We start from the raw sequence: 19,116 nt of genomic DNA on the forward strand, positions 1-19,116 counted from the left end.
GGCCCCGTCATGAGGAAGGCGGAGAGCGCGGTCGCGATCACCGGCGCCGGGCAGAGCGAGGTCGGGCGGAAGCTGAACCGCAGCAGCCTGGACCTGACCTGCGAGGCGGTCACTCGCGCGGTCGCCGACGCAGGCCTGCGCATGGAGGACATCGACGGGCTCTGCACCTACCCCGGCGCGACCGGGATGCCGGGCCTCGGTGGGCCGGCGAGCAGCGACGTCCAGGACGCGCTCGGCCTGCAGCTGACCTGGCACAGCGGCGCGGCCGAGGGCCCGGGGCAGCTGCTTGCCGTCATGAACGCGATCCTCGCGGTGGCCGGCGGGATGGCGCGGCACGCGGTCGTCTACCGGACCGTCACCGAGGCGACGGTGCAGGGCAACGCCAAGCGCGGTGCGGTGAAACTGACGGGGCGTTCGTCGGCGGGGCCCGAGGTGATCAGCGGCCCGTTCCAGTGGGTGATGCCGCCCGGCGCGTACAGCCCGGTGAACTGGCTGGCGCTGTCCGCGACGCGGTACCAGCACACGTACGGCCTGCGGCGCGAGGACCTCGGCGGCATCGCGGTCGCGGCCCGGGCCCACGCGGCGCGGAACCCGGCGGCGGTGTTCTCCCAGCCGCTGACGATGGAGGACTACCTCGCCGGCCGCATGATCTCCACCCCACTCTCGCTCTACGACTGCGACGTGCCGTGCGACGGGAGCGTCGCGATCGTGGTGTCGGCGCGCGAGGCGGCGGCGGACACCCGTCCCGTCCCGGTGTTCGTCGAGGCCATGGGAGCGGCGGTGACCGACCGGCCGCAGTGGTTCCACCGCGGCGACCTCGCGACGATGGCGTTGCACGACGTCGGCACGTCGCTGTGGGCCCGCACCGACCTCAAGCCCTCCGACGTCGACACCGCCCAGCTCTACGACGGCTTCAGCTTCCTGACGCTGCTGTGGGTCGAGGCCCTCGGGTTCTGCGGGCCGGGGGAGGGCGCGGCTTTCCTCGACGGCGGTCGCACAATGGCGCTCGACGGGCCGCTGCCGATGAACACGTCCGGCGGTCAGCTCTCCGCGGGGCGGCTGCACGGGTACGGGCACCTGTACGAGGCGGTGCTCCAGGCCCGCGGGGACGCCGGGGCCCGGCAGGTCACCGGCGCCGAGGTGGTGCTGACCAGCGCCGGTGGCGGCCCGTTCGCCGGGGCGTTGCTGCTGACGAGGGGACATCGGTGACTGAAACGTTGGACGCCTTCCGCGCGCGGGCCCGCGCGTTCCTCGACAGCCGGGCCGAGCGCGACCCGGCGCGGGCGCGGTCGGTGCTCGCGATCTTCGCCGAGCGCTCGGCCGCGGAGGACGCGGAGTGGGCGGCAGCCTGCCGCGCGTGGCAGCGCGAACTCTTCGACGCCGGGTTCGCGGGCGTCGCCTGGCCGACCGACGTCGGCGGGCAGGGGCTCTCGCCGGCGCACGCGCACGTGTGGGCCGAGGAACAGGCGCCCTACGTCGTCGCGCGCGGGCTCTTCGACGTCACGCTCGAGATCATCGGGCCGACGCTGTTCACTCTCGGGACCCCCGAGCAGCGCGAGCACTCCCGCGCGATGCTCCGCGGCGACGAGGTGTGGTGCCAGCTGTTCAGCGAGCCCGGCAGCGGGAGTGACCTGGCGTCACTGCGGACCCGGGCCGAGGCCGACGGCGACGGCTGGCGCGTCACCGGGCAGAAGGTGTGGACCAGTGAGGCCAAGCACGCCCGGTTCGGGTACCTGCTGGCGCGGACCTCGGTCGAGGCGCGCAAGCACGACGGCCTGACGGCGTTCCGGCTCGACCTCGACCAGCCCGGGGTGGAGGTCCGCGAGCTGCGGCAGATGACGGGCGGGTCCTCGTTCTCCGAGGTGTTCCTCGACGGTGCCCGCGTCGGCCCGGCCGACGTCCTCGGCGAGGTGGGCAAGGGCTGGCGCGTCGCGATGACGACGCTCGGGTTCGAGCGGTTCTCCAGCCACGGCAAGTCGTTCCGCGCCCTGGTCGACCGCGCGCGCGACCTCGACTGGTCGGACCCGCTCGCCCGCGACACCTACGTCCGCGCCGTCATCGAGCACCGCGTCCTCGGCGCGATGGAGGAGCAGGTGAACGACGCCCTGCTGGCGGGCAAGTCACCGGGCCCCGAGGCGACCCTCGCCAAGCTCGCCGTCGCTCAGCTGCTGGAGACGCTGTCCGACGCCGTCACCGCGTCCCTCGGCCGCGCCCTCACCGCCGGGGCCGCGGACCTCGACGACGAGTGGCGCCGGCTCCTGCTCGCGAAGCCGGCCCTCCACATCGCCGGCGGGACCGACGAGATCCTCCGGACCCTCGTCGCCGAGCGGGTCCTCGGCCTCCCGCGGGCCTAGCCCCTCGTAGCGTCCGGCGAAGTGTGGGCTATAGGCCACACTTCGCCGGACGCAAGGAGCTACTTCAGCAGGGCGTCGACGGAGCCGACGCCGGCGTCGCGGATGCGCTCCATGAACGTCTCGCCCCAGCCGAAGGCGACCTTCACCGGGCGGTCCTCGCCGGACCGGAGGACGCGGCCGGCCTGGGCGCGGTAGCCACCCCAGCGGGCGGCGGTGAACGGGGACATCTGGCCGCCGGGTTCGAGTTCGAAGACCCAGGTGCGGCCGTCGGTGGCCTGGTAGCCGAGCCGCTGGGCCCAGTCGTCGGGGTCGGGGTCGATGCCGGGGCGGCAGGTGGGGTCCATGACGACCGGGCCGTCCCCGCTCGCGACCGCGACGAAGTTGAAGCCGTCGCGGCCGAAGCAGACCTGGCCCCACTCGACGTCGCCGTTCTCGAACTCGGCGGCCCAGGCGGTCCACGAGAGCTGCTGGCGGTTGAAGATGTGCCACTCCTTCCAGTCCGCGCCGTGGGGCCAGTAGCCGTGGTCGAGGAAGACGAAGCCGTCGACCTGCTCGCCGAGAACGGTGCCCGAGATCTTGTAGAGCTCGGAGGTGTAGAAGAACGGGAGCTCGTGGTCCAGACTCCCGATCTGGATGCCCGGGCCGACGAGGTTGCCCGACAGTTCCATGACCGTGCCCTCGCGCCAATGCATCGCGCCGGGGGTGAGGCGGTAGTCCAGGCCCTCCTCGGGGGCGCCGCCGGCCTTGCCGAGCAGAGACCCGTGCAGGTGGTGCTCGGTGTCCGAGTACTCGCGCTTGACCTCACCGCGCACGGTGTTCAACGACTCCGGCGCGAGCGTGACCTTGCCGCTCTTGGTGTTCATCAGCCACAGGCCGCCGGTCATGGGGCCGCAGAACTTGCGCTCGACGATGTGCAGCGCGCCGGTCTCGTCGCGCCACCCGCCGTAGAGGTACATCGACTGCTCGGTCAGGCCGAACGGACGCGCGGTCGGACGGTGCATGTCGAGGTTCGGCGCGTAGCAGGAGACCGCGGTCGGGAAGCCGAGGTCGCCGAGGGTGCTGGTCGTGTCGAGCGTGGTCATCAGACTCCTCGTCAGATCTGCAGGACGGTCGCCAGCTCGCGCCGGCGGGCGGCCGCGCCGCCGAAGAACGTTGCCGACGCGTGGGCGCGCCGGTAGAGCAGGTGGGCGTCGTGCTCCCAGGTGAAGCCGATGCCGCCGTGGACCTGGATCAGCGCTCTCGTCGCGTGCACCACGGCCTCGGCGGCGTGTGCGGCCGCGACGGCGACGAGCTCCGCGGCGTCGGGCCGGCCCTCGTCCACCGCGGTCGCCGCGAGGCGTACCGCCGCCTCGGCGCCGACGGTCCCGGCCAGGACGCCGGCGAGCAGGTGCTGGATCGACTGCTGCGCGCCGATCGGCTTGTCGAACTGGACGCGCAGCTTCGCGTACTCCACGGCCATCGTCAGCGCGGCGCGGCAGACGCCGGCCTGCTCGGCCGCGTTCGCCAGCACCGCGAGACGACGCCAGCGGGCGAGGCCGTCGGCCGCGTCCTCGGCGAGCACCTCGGCCGCCGCGCCGTCGAACACCACGTCGGCGCACGGGCGCGTGGGGTCGAGGGCGTCGGTCGGGCGCAGGGTCACCCCGGGCTGGTCGAGGTCGACACGGACGACGCGCCCGCCGCCGAGCACCACGAGCACCTCGGTGCTCCGGGTGGCCTCGGGCACGCGGAGCGCGGTGCCGGTGATCCGTCCGTCCGCCAGCTGAAGCTCCGTCAGCGGCTCGCCGTCGTCGCCCACCGCCACGGTGGAGCGAACAGCTCCACCGGCGAGGAGCGGCAGCAGCTGCGTCCGGGCGGGGCCGGAAACCGCCTCCGCCACCAGTTGCCCCGCGAGGGCGACGGTCGAGAACAGCGGCTGATCGAGCAGCACCGCGCCGGTCTCCTCGAGCAGCACGACGAGCTCGCGCTGCCCACCCCCGGCACCGCCGTCGGCCTCGGGGAACGGGAGCCCGGCGACGCCGACCTCGGCGACCAGGCGGTTCCACACGCCCTCGTCCCGGGGCTTGCCGGCCAGCGCCGTCGTCCGCACGCGGTCGAGCGGGGCGTGCGCCGCGAGCAGCGTGCGGAGCGTCGAGCGAAGGTCGTCCAGGTGATCGGCCGTCACGGGGTCACCACCCCGCGGAGGAAGGCGTCCAGGCGGTCGCGCCCGTCGAAGGACCACGTCCGCATCCCGAGGTCCGCGGCCGGGGGCAGGTTCTCGGCGAAGTCGTCGACGTAGAGGACCTGGTCCGCCGGGAGACCGAGGCGTTCGAGCGCGAGGGCGTAGATGCGCGGGTCCGGCTTGCGGAGCCCGACCTCGCTGCTGTCGACGACCACGTCGAAGCACTCCCGCGGAAGCGTCTCGCGCCAGACCACCGACTCCTTGGCGTTGTTGGTGAGCAGCCCGAGCCGCAGGCCGTCGCCGTGCAACCGGCGCACCAGGTCCACCATCGCCGGTTCCAGGTGCCCGGGCGCCTCGACCGCCGCCGCGAGCGCCCGCAGGTCGAGGCGCAGCCCGTGCGCGGCCTGCACCCGCGTCCCGACGGACTTGAGGAAGTCGCGGAAGCTCACCTCGCCGCGCTCCACCTGCGCGAACACCTCGTCGCCGCGGAAGAAGGAGCGCAGCGTCCCCTCCGGCAGGCCGAGGGAGTCGTTGAGCTCGTCGAGCGGGCCGAACACCGGGGGAGTGAGGACTCCACCCAGGTCGAAGACCACCGCTGCGATGCGCCGTTCCACGCTCGCAGCATGGCACATCAAGAGGAAATCATCTACAGTCGGGATCGCCAGCCGGATCGTGGCCGAGGGAGGTTCCATGGCGCTGCGGGACAGCGGCAAGGTCGTCGTCGAGGTCGGGGTCAACGAGGTCGCGACGAAGGACGAGGCCGCGGGCGTCCCGTACACCGCCGAGGAGGTCGCGGCCGACGTCGTGGCCTGCGGTCGCGCGGGCGTGACGATGGCCCACTTCCACGCCCGTCACCCGGACGGACGGCAGGCGTTCACCGACCCGCAGATCACCGGCGACGTGCTCGCCGCCGTCGCGCGCGAGACCGACCTGCTCGCCTACCCGAGCTACAACAACGCCGACCTGTCGGTGGTGTGGGACCTCGCCGCGAGCCCGGAGCCGGAGCGCCGGCTGCAGGTGAGCCCGTTCGACCCGGTGCAGCACATCCGCCGCGTGCTCTGGCAGGAGGAGTCGAACAGCTTCGGCGTCGTCACCTTCGGCCCCGACGACCCGGCCCACAGCCGGCCCCCGTACCCGCCCGAGCTCGACCGGCTCGCCGAGCTCGGCATCGTCCCGAACATCGCAATCTTCAACGTCTCCGACCTGCGCTGGACGCTCCTCGCGGCCCGCGCGGGGGTCCTCAAGCAGCCGCTGAACCTCAAGATGTTCTTCTCCGACCGCTGGGTCAGCAACAACGAACCCGACCCGGCGGTGCTCGACTTCCTCCTCAGTCGGATCCCCGCCGGCATCGACCACGAGACCGTCGTCGTCCCGTACGCGATGTCCTCCGCCGAGCGCTGCGAGGCGCTCTGGGACGCTGCCCTCGAACGCGGCCTCGGCATCCGGACCGGCCTCGGTGACACCCCGCTGGTGTTCCCGACCGCCACCAACGCCGAGCTCGCCGAGCGGGCCGTCGAGCGCGTCCGCCGGCACGGCCTCGAACCCGCGACCACCGCCGAGCTGCGCGAGCGCTGTGGCCTGACCGCCGGAGCAGTTGCATGACGAGTTCCATGACAGATAGTCAGAACCCGCGGACCGCGTTCGTGATCGGCGGCAGCCGGGGCGTCGGGGCGGCCGCCGTCCGGCAGTACGCGGCCCGGGGGACGCGAGTCGCGATCGGCTACACCGCCAACGACGAGGCCGCCAAGGAGACCGCGCGCGCCGCCGCCGAGGTCGGGCCCGAGCCGATCCTCGTCAAGGGCGACCTCGGCACCGAGGGCGCCGCGATGACCGTCCGCGCCGCGGAGGAGCTCGGCGGCCTCGACGCGCTGGTCACCACGGCGGTCCCGCTCATCACCGGCCGGACGCTCGGCGTCACGCGTGAGGACTACGAGCGCGCCTTTGACGTCCAGGTCTGGGGGCTGTGGGAGATCGTCCGTGCCGGGCTGCCGTACCTCGCGGACGGCGGCGGTGCGGTCGTCGCGGTGACGAGCCTCGGGAGCAACTCCTACGCCCGCTACTACGGCGCGCTCGGTCCGGCGAAGGCTGCCATGGAGGGGCTGGTGCGCTACTACGCCGCCGAGCTCGGCCCGAAGCAGGTGCGCGTCAACGCCGTTTCCCCCTGCCTGATCGACAATCCGGGCCACGGCGGCGAGGACCAGATCGCCGGCGTGCACGAGGTCATCGCAGCCGTGGCGGCGAAGACGCCGATGCGCCGACTGGCGACCCCCGACGAGATCGCCTCCGTCGCCGTCGCCCTCACCACGCCCGCGTTCGTCTTCGTCACCGGCCAGGTGATCGCGGTCGACGGCGGCTACAGCCTGCTCGCCTGAGGAGACCCGTGACCGACAGTTCGTGGGGCCCCGTCACCGACACGCGCACGCTCGGGGACGTCGTCGTCTCCGGTGCGAAGCAGTGGCCCGACCACCCGGCGCTGGTCATCGACCGCGTCCCGATCACCTACGCCGAGGCCGACGACCGGTCGAACCGGACCGCGGCCGCCCTGCACGCCCTCGGCGTCCGCCACGGGGACCGCGTCGCGCTGCTGGTGGAGAACTGCATCGAGATCGCGGACGTCTGGTTCGCCTGCGGGAAGACCGGCGCGATCGAGGTCGCGCTCAACACCGCGTACCGCGGGGACTACCTGCGCCACCAGTTGCTGAACTGCCTGCCCCGGGTGCTGGTGATCGCGGCCGAGTACGTCGACCGCCTGCCGGACCTGGAGCTCGAGGGGCTCGCGGCCGTCCTCGTCCGCGGCTCGCTCGACGGGCTGCCGGAGACGTTGCTCGGCGCCCCGGTGCTGCCGGTGACCCATCTGCTCGACGGCGACCCCGAGACGCTGCCGTCCGCGGAGGTCTCCTACGCCGACCCGCTGATGATCGTGTACACCGGCGGGACGACCGGCCCGAGCAAGGGCGTCGTGCTCCCGCACCGCGCGGTGATCAATGCCGCCGACACGTCGTTCCGCAACCGCGGCGGCCGCGAGGGCGACGTCGTCTACAGCCCGCTGCCGCTGTTCCATCTCAACGCGCACATGGTCACGGTGCTCGGGCCGATGCTCCACGGCGGGACAGGCGTGCTCGACCAGCGCTTCTCGGTCTCCCAGTTCTGGGACCGCGTCGACGAGGTCGGCGCGGACCACATCGCGATCCTCGGCGCGATGCTGACGATGGTGTGGAACCTGCCGCCGTCCGCGCGGGACGCGCAGCACGGCGTCCGCGTCCTGATCGGCGCCCCGATCTCCGCGGACATGCGCGAGCAGTGGGAGAGCCGGTACGACCTGAAGGTCTCGCAGGGCTTCGCGCTGACGGAGTGCACGCCGATCTGCAGCCGCCCGATCTGGCTCGACTCGCCGCCGGGGTCGAGCGGCATTCCCGTCGAGAGCGTCGAGGTCCGGCTCTTCGACGACTCCGACCACGAGGTGCCGGTCGGCTCCGTCGGCGAGGTGTGCGTGCGGCCGCGGCAGCCGTCGGTCATGTTCACCGAGTACTTCCGCAACCCCGAGGCGACGCTCGCGGTCTGGCGCAACGGCTGGTTCCACACCGGCGACCTGGGCCGGTTCGACGAGAACGGGTTCTTCTACTTCGAGGACCGCAAGAAGGACTACCTCCGCCGGCGCGGGGAGAACGTGAGTTCCTTCGAGGTCGAGCGGACCGTGCGCGGGTTCGGCGGGATCGCGGACGTCGCCGCCATCGGTGTCCCGAGCGAGTTCACCGAGGACGACTGTCTCGTCGCCGTCGTCCCGGCGCCGGGGGTGACGATCGAGCCGTTCGAGCTCATCCGGTACTGCGCCCGGAACATGCCGTTCTTCGCGGTGCCGCGGTACGTGCGCCTCGTCGAGGAGTTGCCGAAGAGTCCCGTCGGCAAGATCCTGAAGTACGTGCTGCGTGAACAGGGAACGACCGGCGCCTTCGACCTCGAGGCGCACGGCTATCGCGTCAACCGCGAGGGACTGGTGCCGACCCGATGACCAGCCGGCCCGTTCTCGACGCCTGGGTCCAGCCGTGGACGCCCGCGGTCGCGCAGGCCCAGCCGGCGCGCAACCGCAGCCTGGCCGAGCGGCTCGGCGCGACGCGCCTGCTGGAGGGCATGCCCGCCGAGGCGCTGCTGGAGGAGATGGACGCCGCCGGCGTCGATCGCGCCCTGGTCTCGGCCGGGCCGACGATCGCGTGGGAGGAGGTCCTCAAGGCGGTGGCGCTGGCGCCGGAGCGACTGCTGCCGGTCGCGAGCGTCGACCCCTGGGGCCTCGACGGCGTGATGCCGGCGGTGCACGAGCTCCGGCGCGCGGTGGAGGAGGACGGCGCCGTCGCGCTCAAGCTCGAACCGTTCCACCAGGACAAGGCGCTCACCGAGGCGCGGTGGTACCCGCTGTACGCGACGTGTGTCGATCTCGACATCACCCTGCAGGTGCAGGTCGGCAACACCGGGCCCGCGACGTACCCCTCGTACACCGGGCAGCCGCTGTACATCGACCGCCTCGCGATCGACTTCCCCGAGTTGCGCATCGTCGCCGGGCACATCGGCTGGCCGTGGACGACCGAGATGATCGCGATCGCCCAGAAGCACGACAACGTCTGGATCGACACCAGCGCCCACCAGCCGAAGTACTACCCGCCCGAGTTCGTGCACTTCCTGCGCACCTTCGGCCGCACCAAGTGCATCTGGGCCAGCGACTGGCCGATCCTCGACTTCCCGACAGCCCTCGCCGGCATCGACGCGTTCGAGCTGAAGCCCGAGGTCGAGCGGCGGTTCCTGCACGACAACGCCGTCGCGGCGTTCCGGCTCGACCGCCGGGGCTGGGCATGACCTTCGCCCTGGAGCCCGAGGGGTCCGCGGTACTCGCCGAGGTCGCGGAGCTGGTCGAGACCTACGGGCGGGAGGAGATCCTCGCGCTGCGGGCGGAGGTCGAAGCCCTCGGCGCCGAGCGGCACGCGGAGTCCTTCCACCGCGAGCTGGCGAAGCGGAACCTGCTGGCGATCGGGCTGCCGGAGCCGTGGGGGCGCAGCGCGGGGCCGACCGAGCGCTACGCCCTGCACGAGACCCTCGATGCCGCGGGCATGCCGACCTACAGCCTCGAGCTGAACGAGACGATGGCCGGGATGATCGCCCGTCAGGGCCGCCCCGAGCTCGTCGCCGAGCACCTGCCGAAGCTCCTCGCGGGGGAGTGGACCTACGCCGGCGGGTACAGCGAGCCCGAGGCGGGCAGCGACCTGCTGGCGCTGCGGACGCGTGCGGTCCGGGAAGGTGACGAGTACGTCGTCACCGGCACCAAGCTCTGGACGTCCTCGGCGCACCTGGCGGACTGGATCGTCACGATCGTCCGTACCGACCCGGAGTCGCAGCGGCACCGAGGCCTGTCGATCCTCGTCATCGACGCCAAGGCGCCGGGGGTGACGATCGACGCCGTCCCGGTCGTCGGCGGGTGGCGGGTCAACGCCGTCAGCTTCGACGCGGTCCGGGTGCCGGCGGCGCACCTGCTCGGCGAGGAGAACCGGGGCTGGGCCGTGATCTCCCAGGCCCTCACCGACGAGCGGACGATGAGCTTCGGCGGCCGCGAGTCACGCCTGCTGCTCGCGCGGCTGATCCACCGCTGGGCGGCGACCGGGGAGGCCGTCGACGACGTCCGCGCCGAGGCGCTCGGCGACCTCGTCGTCGAGCTCGAGATCGAGCGCCTGCTCAACCTCCGCGCCGCCGCGCTCGGCGAACGCGGCGAGGACGCCGCCGCCGAGGCGAGCATCAGCAAGGTCTTCGGCTCCGAGCTCGCCCAGCGCACCGCCGAGTGGGTCGACTCCGCCCTCCGCCCCCGCACGAGATGCACAAGAGATGTCATCTCCACTGCACGCACTGGAGATGACATCTCTTGTGCAGGCTCCGTCGACCCGTTGGTCGCGGACGCGGCGCAGGCGCTGCGGACCTCGACCGCGTTCACGATCATCGGCGGGACCTCCGAGGTCCAGCGCAACGTCGTCGCCGACCGGGGCCTGGGGCTGCCGCGATGAGGGGGTCGCGATGATCGACGAGCGCTGGGGCCCGGACGCCCGCGAGTTCGCCGCCGCGTTGCGGGAGACTCTGCGCCGGGCGTGCCCGCCCGAGACGGTGCGGGCGATCGAGGCCGACCCCGACGGCGCGGAGGCGACGCGGCTGGCGCAGGCGCTGACGCAGGTCGGGCTGGCCGAGCTCCCGCTGGAACCGGAGCTCCTGGCGGCCGCGGCGTTCGAGCTCGGGCGCGCGGCCGCGTCGGCACCGTTCGCGGTGGACGACCCGCACCTCACGGTGCTCGTCGACGTCGCCCGGATCGCCGGGGCCGCCGAGCGGGCGCTGGAGCTCGCGGTCGAGTACGCGCAGGAGCGCCGGCAGTTCGGCGTCCCGATCGGGTCGTTCCAGGCGATCGCGCACAAGCTCGTCGACACACGGACCGCGGTGGACGGGTTGATCCTGCTGGTCCGCAAGGTCGCGTGGACCGGACCCGACGACTTCTGGACCGCCGCCCTGATCGGCGCGGCGGTGCCGCGCGCGTTCACCGTCGCCCGCAACACGCACCAGGTGTTCGGCGGGCACGGGTTCACCGTCGAGGCCGACCTGCAGCTGTGGACCCGGCGGCTGAAGGACTGGGCCCGCGCGCTGCCGCAGGACCCGACGGCGGCGCGGCTGAGCATCGCGCGGACGCTGCTCGCCGACCCGGACTCGGAACAGATCCGCGACCTGTGGCAGCACCGGCGTGGCCTCGGCCTGCCCCGGTGGGCCCGTGAACTCGACGCCGTCCCGACCCGCTGATGGATCGTCAGGAGTGAGCGAGATGGAGTACGACCCGCTGGCGCCGCCGGACCACCCGTGGGACGTGCTCGACGCCCTGCGCGAGCAGTGCCCCGCGCACCGCACGCCGAAGGGCATCGTGCACACCGTGGGGTACCCGACGGTCACCGGCGTGCTCGCCGACCACGAGACGTACTCCAGCCGCTCGCTCCGTCCGCCGGCGGAGGGCGAGGTCGAGCAGCTGCTCCACCTCGACGGCGCGGAGCACGTCCGTGTCCGCCGGATCGCGAACAAGGCGCTGCCGAAGCGGTTCATGCTGCACTGCCAGCCCTGGGTGGAGGAGATCGCTCGCGAGCTGCTGACCCCGCACCTCGACTCGGGCGGCTTCGATCTCGTCCCGACGCTTTCGCAGCCGCTGCCGGCGATCGTGTTCTTCCGCCTGCTCGGCATTCCGGAGTCCGACCGCGAGCGGTTCATCTCCTGGGCGGACGACGCGGTCGAGTACAGCCATCGCTCCGAGGAGCCGCCGAGCCACCCCGAGTTCGTCGCCTACGCGCGCGAGCGCATCGAGCACGTCCGCGCGAAGCCAGGCGAGGACATCCTGAGCTCCCTCGTCCACGCCGAGGTCGAGGGCCAGCACCTGACCGACGACGAGCTCGTCGCGATGGTGCGCATCCTCATCGTCGCCGGGACCGAGACCACCGCCAACGCGATCTCGACGCTTTTCCACCAGCTGCTCTCGCAGCCGGCGCTGTGGGAGAAGGTCAAGGCCGACGAGAGCCTGCGCGCCGTCGCCGTCGAGGAGGCGCTGCGGATCGACCCGCCGTTGGCGTGGATCCCGCGCATCACCGCGCAGGCGACGGAGATCGCGGGTGTCGAGATCCCCGCGGGCTGCGTGGTCGCGGTCAACCTCGCGAGCGCGAATCACGACCCGACGCACTACGCCGACCCGCACACCTTTCGCCTCGACCGCGACGCCGACGAACCGACGCCGGTCACCTTCGGCTTCGCGTCCCACTTCTGCATCGGCGCGCCGCTGGCGAAGGTCGAGCTGCGGGGCGCCCTCAACGCGGTGATCGACCTGCTCCCGGACCTTTCTCTCCCCGCCGACTACGAGTGGAAGCCCCGCGGCCCGGTCATGATGCGCGGCGCCAAGGCCCTCCCGGTCCGCTTCACCCCGCGCTCCTGACCGTTGGCCACAGGGCCTCTCCGGCGGCGATCACGACCTACCATGGGGACATGGCCTCGAACGAGGAGCTGGAGCAGCGGGTGGCCGCGCTCGAGTTGAAGTTCGCCGTGTCGGAGGGCGGGCACGACGCCGTCATCGGGCTACTGAAGGATCAGTCGCGGACGCTGGCCGCACACCAAGCCTGGTTGGATCAGGTCGACGCGCGGTTGGCAGGGCACGACGCCCGGTTCGATCAGATCGATGCGCGATTGGCCGGACACGACGCCCGGTTCGATCAGATCGATGCGCGGTTGACTGCGCACGACGCCCGGTTCGACCAGGTCGACCGGACGCTGGTTGAGCACGGCACGAAACTCGATGTGATCGTCGACTGGATTCAGCGGCAGCCGTGATCGTTGCGTCCGGCGAAGTGTGGGCTATAGGCCACAGTTGGCCGGACGTAAGAGGGGACGTCAGGGGAGGACGGTGACGGTGCCGGCGGCGCCGTCGACCTCGACGAGCTGACCGTCCGTCAGTCGGGCGCAGGCGCCGTTGAGGCCGACGACGGCGGGGATACCGAACTCCCGGGCGACGATGGAGGCGTGGGACATCAGCCCGCCGAACTCGGTGACGACGGCGGAGGCGACCCCGAAGAACGGCGTCCACCCGGTGTCGGTGGCGCTCGCGACGAGGATCTCGCCCTCGTCGAGGTCGTCTTCGGGGGAGCGCATGCGCCGGACCCGGCCGCGGACGGTGCCGGGGGAGGCGGGGATGCCGGTGAGGACCGGGCTCGAGCCGGGATCGGCGGCGACGGTGTCCAGCGAGATCCGCCCGGAGAAGTCGGTCGGGAGGTTCACTGCGGCCAATCGGATCCGTTCGGCCCGCCGGCGGGCGACGAGTTCCCGGAAGTCGCGCGCGTTCGCGGCGTACACCTCGTCGAGGCGGAGGTAGAAGACGTCGCCGGGCTCGGTGAGGCGGCCGCGCTCGATCAGCCGCCGCTCCCACTCGCGGAGCGCCTTGCGCAGCTGATGCGTCGTCAGCACGACCGCGTCGCGGGCGCGTTCGCGCCGGGAGATCGCCTTCAGTGCGACCTTGCCCAGCCGGGCGGCCAGACCGGACGGCGGGGCGGGCGGACGCGGGGCGGTGCGTTCACCCATCGAGCGCGCGATCGCGCGGAGCAGGAGGGCGGGGGAGTCGGCGTAGACCTTGTTGGCGAACTCGGTCTCGCCGGGGCCACGGTGGCCGCAGTCCGCGAGCAGCTTGCGGACCTCGCGGGCGAAGCCGGGGGCGTCCGCGGCGAGGCGGTCGAGCGTCGCGTCGTCGACGGTCCCGCCGAGGAGGGCGCCGACGGTGTCGTTCGTCCGCGCGATCCGGGCGAGGCGCCCGATCCCGTGCAGCAGACGGCCGCTGGGGAGCGACCCTTCCTCGCCCTTGAGCGCGAGGATCGCCTCGCGGCCGTACTTGCGCTCCAGGATCGCGGTCGGGCCGCTGACGAGGAACGTGCAGACGTTGCCGGTCTGCCACGCCTTGAGGGTGTCGTCCCAGAGGACGTCGATGGACGCGAGCAACCGCTCGTCCGGCAGGGTCGCGTCGGGGTCGAGCCGGGCGGCGTGCTCGTGCGCCCGGGCGACGACGCGGTCGACCTCGGCGTCGAGCCCGGCCAGACGCGGGCCCGCCTGCAGCGCGAAGCGCGCGTACCCGACGACGTCGCGCGGCGTCGTCCGCGGCCGGACGAAGTCCTCGGGGTACGGCTGACCCAGCGTCTGGTACTTGAAGTCCTCGGGCGTCTGGCCGGGGACGGCGACGACCATCTCCTCCAGCACCGAGGTGTTGTTGTAGAGGCGGTGGCCGAAGATGCCGAGCTGGCGACGGCGGATGTTGTCCGCGATGTGCTCCGGCAGCGGCAGCAGGCACGCGACGAGGTCGGCGCTGGTACTCAGCGACTCCCACCCCATCTGCAGCGAGAGCGGGGTCATCGGGCCGGGGAAGGCCTCGGCGAGGTTGGCGGCGGTCCAGTTCGGATAGCGCGGGTCGGTGCGGACGGTGTCGAACTCACCGGCGACGGCGGGGTCGATCGCCTCGACGGAGTTGCCGGCGTCGTCGCCCTCGGCCGCACCGTGGTCGCGAACCCGGTCGAGCCGGTTCGGCCGCCGCACCTCCTTCATGCCGAGCACGAGATGCGAGCCGGACGTCCGGCCCTGGTCCGCGAACGCCTCGGCGCTGCTCCACGCGACGGAGAACCCGAAATCCTCCTTCAGCCGGGTGGTGTCGCCGATGGGGAAATGGGCCATCAGATTCACCAGCTCGGGCGCGGAGTGCGCCGCCGGGACGACCTTGCCGACCTGGCGCAGCACCGCGGTCACCGCCGGGACGGAGAAGGGCATCAGCGGACGCCGGCACAGCCGCGCGATCTCGGGCCAGGTGACGACGTCGTCGGCGGCGAGGTTGACCGCACCGGTGTGCGTCGACGTGCACGCCTCGGCGAAAAAGCGCCCGACGTCGTCCTGGTGGATCGCCTGCATGCCCCAGCCGAGGTTCGGGATCACCAGCTGCCGGTAGACATTCGCGGGGGCGTTGTGCGCGTGCCGGCCGACGACCACCGTCGGGCGGACACGCACCGCCGACACCCCACTCGCGACGATGAGCTGCTCGGCCTGGGCCTTGTGGAGCTCGTAGACCATGTCGTGGCCGGGGCGCAGCTCCTCGTCCTCGCGCCAGGGCTGCGGGTGGTCGGGGTGGCCGCCGTACGCGGTGATCGAGGACGCGAAGACCAGGCGCGAGCAGCCGGTGTCCGCCATCGCCTTGAGGACGTTCTCGGTGCCGCCGATGTTCAGCGGGGTCGCGGCCTCGAGGCTGATCGAGCCGCTCACCGCCCACGCGAGGTGCACGACGGCGTCGCAGTCGGTCATCGCCGCCCGGACGCTCGCGGGGTCGCAGATGTCGCCGCGGAAGAACGTCGCGCGCGCGGGGAGGCGTTCCGGTTCGCGCCGGGCGAAGACCACGACGTCGTGGCCGAGTCGGGACAGCCACGTGCTCGTCGCCATGCCGAACGCCCCGGTCCCACCGGTGACCAGGACCCGCCCGCCGTGACCCACTCTCGATCCCCTCTGCAGCGTCCCGGCAGACTAGCGCCGAACCGCCACGAAGTGAATATGATATTCGCATGGCGACCGATCCCGAGGACGTGGCGCACCCGTTGAACGACCCGGTCTTCGTGATCGGTCGGCACCGGTTGCCGTACGCGCCGCTCGACCGGATCTTTCTCAACCAGCCCGACCTCGCCGGGTCGCTGTTCCTGATCCGTCACGGCCGGCAGGAGATGCCGCGCACCGTGAACCGCGAGCACTTCCTCGACCCGCCGCTGGACGACGTCGGCCGCCGGCAGGCACTCGCGGTCGCCGAGCGGATGAAGCGGTTCGACCTGCAGTGGATCTACTGCAGCGACCTGCAGCGGGCGCGGGACACCGCGCAGGCGGTCGCCGACGCCACCGGGGTGCCGATCGCCGGTGAGCTGCCCGAGCTCCGCGAGATCGACCTCTACCGCGACCTCGCCGTCGCGGAGGACTCCATCACCCCGAGCGACGGCTTCCGCCTCGGTCTGATCTCCCTGTTCGCGCGCACCCGGCGCTGGGGCTCCTTCCCGTACGGGGAGAGCAGCGAGGACTTCCGGGCCCGGGTCGAGGCCGCGGTCGAAGGCATCCTCGCGCTGACGGCCGGCGGCAACGTGGCGATCGTCTGCCACGCGGGCGTGATCAGCGCCTACGTCGCCGAGATCCTCGGCGTCCGCGCCGACATGGTCTTCAACCCGGCGCACTGCTCGATCACCTGGCTGCGTTACGCGCCGGACGCGCGGCGCGAGATCCACTCCCTGAACCTCGTCGGCCACCTGATCGACGACGACCTGCTCACGTACTGAGGACTCATGACCACCGACCATCCCGCCACCAAGCTGATCGGGGAGACGCTGCTGTCGTTCTCGATGCCGATCGAGCGCGGCAAGGTGCGTGAGTTCGCGCGGGCCACCGGCGCGGACGTCGCGCTCTACGACGCCCCGGACGCCCCGATCCCGCCGACGTTCCTGGTGTCCTCGATGCTCTGGGAGCCACCGGGAGTCTCGATCGTCGAGCGCCTCGGCATCGATCTGACGCGGGTGCTGCAGGGCGGCCAGGAGTACCGGTTCCCCGGGAAACTGCCGCGGGTCGGGGACTCCCTCGACATCGACGTCACCGTCGAGTCCGTGACCGAGAAGCCCGGGAAGCGGGGGTCGATGACGTTCCTCGTGCTGCTGACGACGTACCGCCGGGGCGGTGACGTCGTCGCCGAGGGCCGGGCGACCGTGATCGAGCGGAGTGCCTCGTGAAGGCCGGCGACGTGCTGCCCGAGCGGACGTTCGGCCCGCAGACCCGGACCGACATCGTCCGCTACCAGGGCGCGAGCGGGGACTTCAACGCCGTCCACCACGACGACGAGTTCGCCCGGGCCGGCGGCCTGCCCGGCGCGATCAGTGTCGGCATGCTGCAGGCGGGTTACCTCGGGACGTACTGCGTCGACCTGTTCGGCCCGACCGCGGTGCGCTCCATCGCCGTCCGCTTCGCCGAGCCGGTCTGGCCCGGCGACGTCCTGACCTGCGCCGGCACCGTCGCCGACGTCCGACCCGAGGGCGACGGCCGCGTCGCCGATCTCGACCTGCGGATCACGCGCGCCGGCGGCGGGGTCGCCGTCACCGGCGCGGTGACCGTCCGACTGGAGAACTGATGCCCCCACAGATTCCGGCCGTCGCCTACCTCCGGCTCGATCCGCCCGGCCTCGTCGGGTCGCGCTGCGCGGACTGCGGCGCGACCTACCTGCTCGCGCGGATCGCGTGCGCGTCCTGCGGTGGGGCGAGCCTCGTCGAGAACGTCGAGCTCGCAACCATCGGCACGGTCACGGCGGCGACCGTCGTGCACCGTGGGATGCCTGGCGTGCCGACGCCGTTCACCAGTGGCGTCGTCGCGCTCGACGGCGGCGGCCACGTCCGCTGCACGCTGACCGGCGCCGACGACCCGGTCGCCGCCGTCGGGCAGCGGGCCGCGCTGGAGACCGGCGTGGTCGGGACCGATGTCGCCGGCACCGAGGCCGTCGGGTTCACGTTCCGGGTGGGGGCGGCATGAGCGAGCCGATCTGGGTGGTCGGCGCGGACATGACGCGCTTCGCCCGGTATCCCGACCTCGACGTCGCGACGCTCGGCGGCACCGCTGCGCGTGGTGCGTTGACCGATGCGGGCCTCGGCATCCGCGACGTGCAGCTCGTGGCCGCCGGCAACGTCTTCGAGTCGATGACCGGCGTCGGGCAGCGGGTGCTGCACGAAATCGGGATGACGGGCGTGCCGGTCGTCAACGTCGTCAACGCGTGCGCGACCGGGGCGACGGCGGTCCGCGCCGCGATCGCCGCGATCCGAGCGGGGGAGGCCGACACCGCGCTCGCGGTCGGCGTCGAGCAGCTCGGCAAGCGTGGGCTGCTCGCGGCGCCGGAGGAGCCGCGGCCGGCCGAGTACACCCCGCGCGGGCGGGACGGCTCGGTGCTCGACACCGAGGGCCTGATCGGCAGTTCGACGATGCCGGCGGTGTTCGCCGAGGCCGGGGTCGAGTACCTGGCCGCGAACCCGGAGGCGTCGGCCGACCACTTCTTCCGCATCGCGGAGAAGAACCACGCGCACTCGACGCTGAACCCGCTCGCGCAGTACCGCAAGCGCTTCACCTTCGAGCAGATCCGCGACGGCGACATGATCGCGTGGCCCAACACCGCGTTGATGTGCTCGCCGACCAGCGACGGTGCGGCCGCGATCGTCGTCGTCAACGAGGCCGGGCTCGCCAAGCTCGACCCGGGTGTGCGAGCACGCGCGGTGCGGGTGGCGGCGTCGGTGCTGGTCTCCGACCCGTGGGTCCCCGACGCCGAGGCGCGGTGGGACGTCAGCACGGTGACGCGCAACGCCGCGGCCGCCGCCTACGAGCAGGCCGGGCTCGGTCCCGAGGACCTCGACCTCGTCGAGCTCCACGACTGCTTCGCCACCGCCGAGCTGCTCCACTACGAGAACCTGCAGCTCTGCAAGCCCGGCGACGCCGTGCGGTTCCTCGAGTCCGGCGCACCCTGGCGGGACGGGGCGTTGCCGGTCAACGTCTCCGGGGGCCTGCTGTCGAAGGGCCACCCCCTCGGCGCCACCGGCGTCGCCGGCGTCTACGAGATCGTCACCCACCTCCGCGGCGAGGCCGGGGACCGTCAGATCCCCGGCGCCCGCGTCGGCCTCGCCCACGTCCTCGGCCTCGGCAGCGCCTGCGCCGTCCACATCCTGCAGAAGGACTGACGGCGCAGGCGTGACGTCCGAAGACGTGGTCGCTATTGCAGCCACATGTTCGGACGTAAGGCGGCGTTGGTTGCGTGTGTGACGCGGGGCACGTATCGTCGGCAACGGAGAAATCATATTCACTTGGCGGGTCGACGCGGACCCGTGATTCCGGGAGGCGACACCGGCGGTGAAGAGGACGCGCGCGCAGGTGTGGTCGGCGACGGCCGTCGTCTGCTGCCTCGCGTTGCTGCTCGCGGGCTGCGGCACCCGGCGCACTCATGAGGAGCTCAAGACCGCGCTCGTCGACCAGTTCCCGGCGGGC

General features: G+C 72.5%; 19 protein-coding genes. 15 read left to right on the forward strand and 4 right to left on the reverse strand.

Annotated features, from left to right (window positions below):
• The first annotated feature begins 9 nt into the window (after window positions 1-9).
• Window positions 10-1,209 (forward strand): thiolase family protein, encoded by a 1,200-nt coding sequence (locus ABD401_RS09025; protein WP_344603803.1) that lies wholly within the window; start codon window positions 10-12, stop codon window positions 1,207-1,209.
• Window positions 1,206-2,354, forward strand: a complete 1,149-nt coding sequence (locus ABD401_RS09030; protein ID WP_344603805.1) for an acyl-CoA dehydrogenase family protein — start codon at window positions 1,206-1,208, stop codon at window positions 2,352-2,354. The genes ABD401_RS09025 and ABD401_RS09030 overlap by 4 nt, the downstream gene beginning before the upstream one ends.
• 59 nt (window positions 2,355-2,413) lie before the next feature.
• Here the strand turns inward: ABD401_RS09030 and ABD401_RS09035 are convergent, their stop codons facing one another.
• From ABD401_RS09035 to ABD401_RS09045, 3 genes are read right to left on the reverse strand one after another with little or no spacing between them, the layout of a single operon-like run.
• Window positions 2,414-3,436: a hypothetical protein gene (locus ABD401_RS09035; RefSeq protein WP_344603807.1), complete on the reverse strand. Its 1,023-nt coding sequence runs from the start codon at window positions 3,434-3,436 to the stop codon at window positions 2,414-2,416.
• 11 nt (window positions 3,437-3,447) lie between these two features.
• Entirely contained in the window at window positions 3,448-4,515 is a 1,068-nt protein-coding gene (locus ABD401_RS09040) for an acyl-CoA dehydrogenase family protein (protein WP_344603809.1), read from the reverse strand.
• The gene (locus ABD401_RS09045) at window positions 4,512-5,126 is read right to left on the reverse strand and encodes an HAD family hydrolase (protein WP_344603812.1); all 615 of its coding nucleotides are present in this window, start codon (window positions 5,124-5,126) and stop codon (window positions 4,512-4,514) included. The genes ABD401_RS09040 and ABD401_RS09045 overlap by 4 nt, the downstream gene beginning before the upstream one ends.
• A gap of 76 nt (window positions 5,127-5,202) precedes the next feature.
• Between ABD401_RS09045 and ABD401_RS09050 the strand changes: the two genes are divergently transcribed.
• Genes ABD401_RS09050 through ABD401_RS09085 form a run of 8 tightly spaced genes read left to right on the forward strand, consistent with a single transcriptional unit; the run spans window position 5,203 to window position 12,885 of the window.
• Window positions 5,203-6,114 (forward strand): 3-keto-5-aminohexanoate cleavage protein, encoded by a 912-nt coding sequence (locus ABD401_RS09050; protein WP_344603814.1) that lies wholly within the window; start codon window positions 5,203-5,205, stop codon window positions 6,112-6,114.
• Window positions 6,111-6,884: an SDR family oxidoreductase gene (locus ABD401_RS09055; protein WP_344603816.1), complete on the forward strand. Its 774-nt coding sequence runs from the start codon at window positions 6,111-6,113 to the stop codon at window positions 6,882-6,884. The genes ABD401_RS09050 and ABD401_RS09055 overlap by 4 nt, the downstream gene beginning before the upstream one ends.
• 8 nt (window positions 6,885-6,892) lie before the next feature.
• Window positions 6,893-8,521 (forward strand): AMP-binding protein, encoded by a 1,629-nt coding sequence (locus ABD401_RS09060; protein WP_344603818.1) that lies wholly within the window; start codon window positions 6,893-6,895, stop codon window positions 8,519-8,521.
• Window positions 8,518-9,357, forward strand: coding sequence for an amidohydrolase family protein (locus tag ABD401_RS09065; protein WP_344603820.1), 840 nt, complete (start codon window positions 8,518-8,520; stop codon window positions 9,355-9,357). Before ABD401_RS09060 ends, ABD401_RS09065 begins: the two co-directional genes overlap by 4 nt.
• Entirely contained in the window at window positions 9,354-10,550 is a 1,197-nt protein-coding gene (locus ABD401_RS09070; RefSeq protein ID WP_344603822.1) for an acyl-CoA dehydrogenase family protein, read from the forward strand. The genes ABD401_RS09065 and ABD401_RS09070 overlap by 4 nt, the downstream gene beginning before the upstream one ends.
• A 10-nt stretch (window positions 10,551-10,560) precedes the next feature.
• Entirely contained in the window at window positions 10,561-11,325 is a 765-nt protein-coding gene (locus tag ABD401_RS09075; RefSeq protein WP_344603824.1) for an acyl-CoA dehydrogenase family protein, read from the forward strand.
• A gap of 22 nt (window positions 11,326-11,347) precedes the next feature.
• The gene (locus tag ABD401_RS09080) at window positions 11,348-12,493 is read left to right on the forward strand and encodes a cytochrome P450 (protein WP_344604251.1); all 1,146 of its coding nucleotides are present in this window, start codon (window positions 11,348-11,350) and stop codon (window positions 12,491-12,493) included.
• Window positions 12,494-12,543: 50 nt separating this feature from the next.
• Window positions 12,544-12,885, forward strand: a complete 342-nt coding sequence (locus ABD401_RS09085; RefSeq protein ID WP_344603826.1) for a hypothetical protein — start codon at window positions 12,544-12,546, stop codon at window positions 12,883-12,885.
• A 60-nt stretch (window positions 12,886-12,945) separates the two neighbouring features.
• Here ABD401_RS09085 and ABD401_RS09090 read toward each other — a convergent pair whose 3' ends face one another.
• On the reverse strand, window positions 12,946-15,567 hold the full coding sequence (locus ABD401_RS09090) for an NAD-dependent epimerase/dehydratase family protein (RefSeq protein ID WP_344603828.1): 2,622 nt from the start codon (window positions 15,565-15,567) through the stop codon (window positions 12,946-12,948).
• A 68-nt stretch (window positions 15,568-15,635) separates the two neighbouring features.
• Between ABD401_RS09090 and ABD401_RS09095 the strand changes: the two genes are divergently transcribed.
• From ABD401_RS09095 to ABD401_RS09115, 5 genes are read left to right on the forward strand one after another with little or no spacing between them, the layout of a single operon-like run.
• On the forward strand, window positions 15,636-16,388 hold the full coding sequence (locus tag ABD401_RS09095) for a histidine phosphatase family protein (RefSeq protein ID WP_344603830.1): 753 nt from the start codon (window positions 15,636-15,638) through the stop codon (window positions 16,386-16,388).
• 6 nt (window positions 16,389-16,394) lie between these two features.
• Entirely contained in the window at window positions 16,395-16,832 is a 438-nt protein-coding gene (locus ABD401_RS09100; RefSeq protein ID WP_344603832.1) for an FAS1-like dehydratase domain-containing protein, read from the forward strand.
• A complete protein-coding gene (locus ABD401_RS09105; RefSeq protein ID WP_344603834.1) occupies window positions 16,829-17,227 on the forward strand; it encodes a MaoC/PaaZ C-terminal domain-containing protein in 399 nt (132 codons plus the stop codon). Before ABD401_RS09100 ends, ABD401_RS09105 begins: the two co-directional genes overlap by 4 nt.
• Window positions 17,227-17,622 carry a Zn-ribbon domain-containing OB-fold protein gene (locus ABD401_RS09110; protein WP_344603836.1) on the forward strand — a complete coding sequence of 132 codons (396 nt, stop codon included), beginning with the start codon at window positions 17,227-17,229 and terminating at the stop codon, window positions 17,620-17,622. The genes ABD401_RS09105 and ABD401_RS09110 overlap by 1 nt, the downstream gene beginning before the upstream one ends.
• The gene (locus tag ABD401_RS09115) at window positions 17,619-18,812 is read left to right on the forward strand and encodes a thiolase C-terminal domain-containing protein (protein WP_344603838.1); all 1,194 of its coding nucleotides are present in this window, start codon (window positions 17,619-17,621) and stop codon (window positions 18,810-18,812) included. Before ABD401_RS09110 ends, ABD401_RS09115 begins: the two co-directional genes overlap by 4 nt.
• The last annotated feature ends 304 nt before the right edge of the window (window positions 18,813-19,116 follow it).

The sequence above is a fragment of the Sporichthya brevicatena genome (genome assembly GCF_039525035.1).
GTDB lineage: Bacteria > Actinomycetota > Actinomycetes > Sporichthyales > Sporichthyaceae > Sporichthya > Sporichthya brevicatena.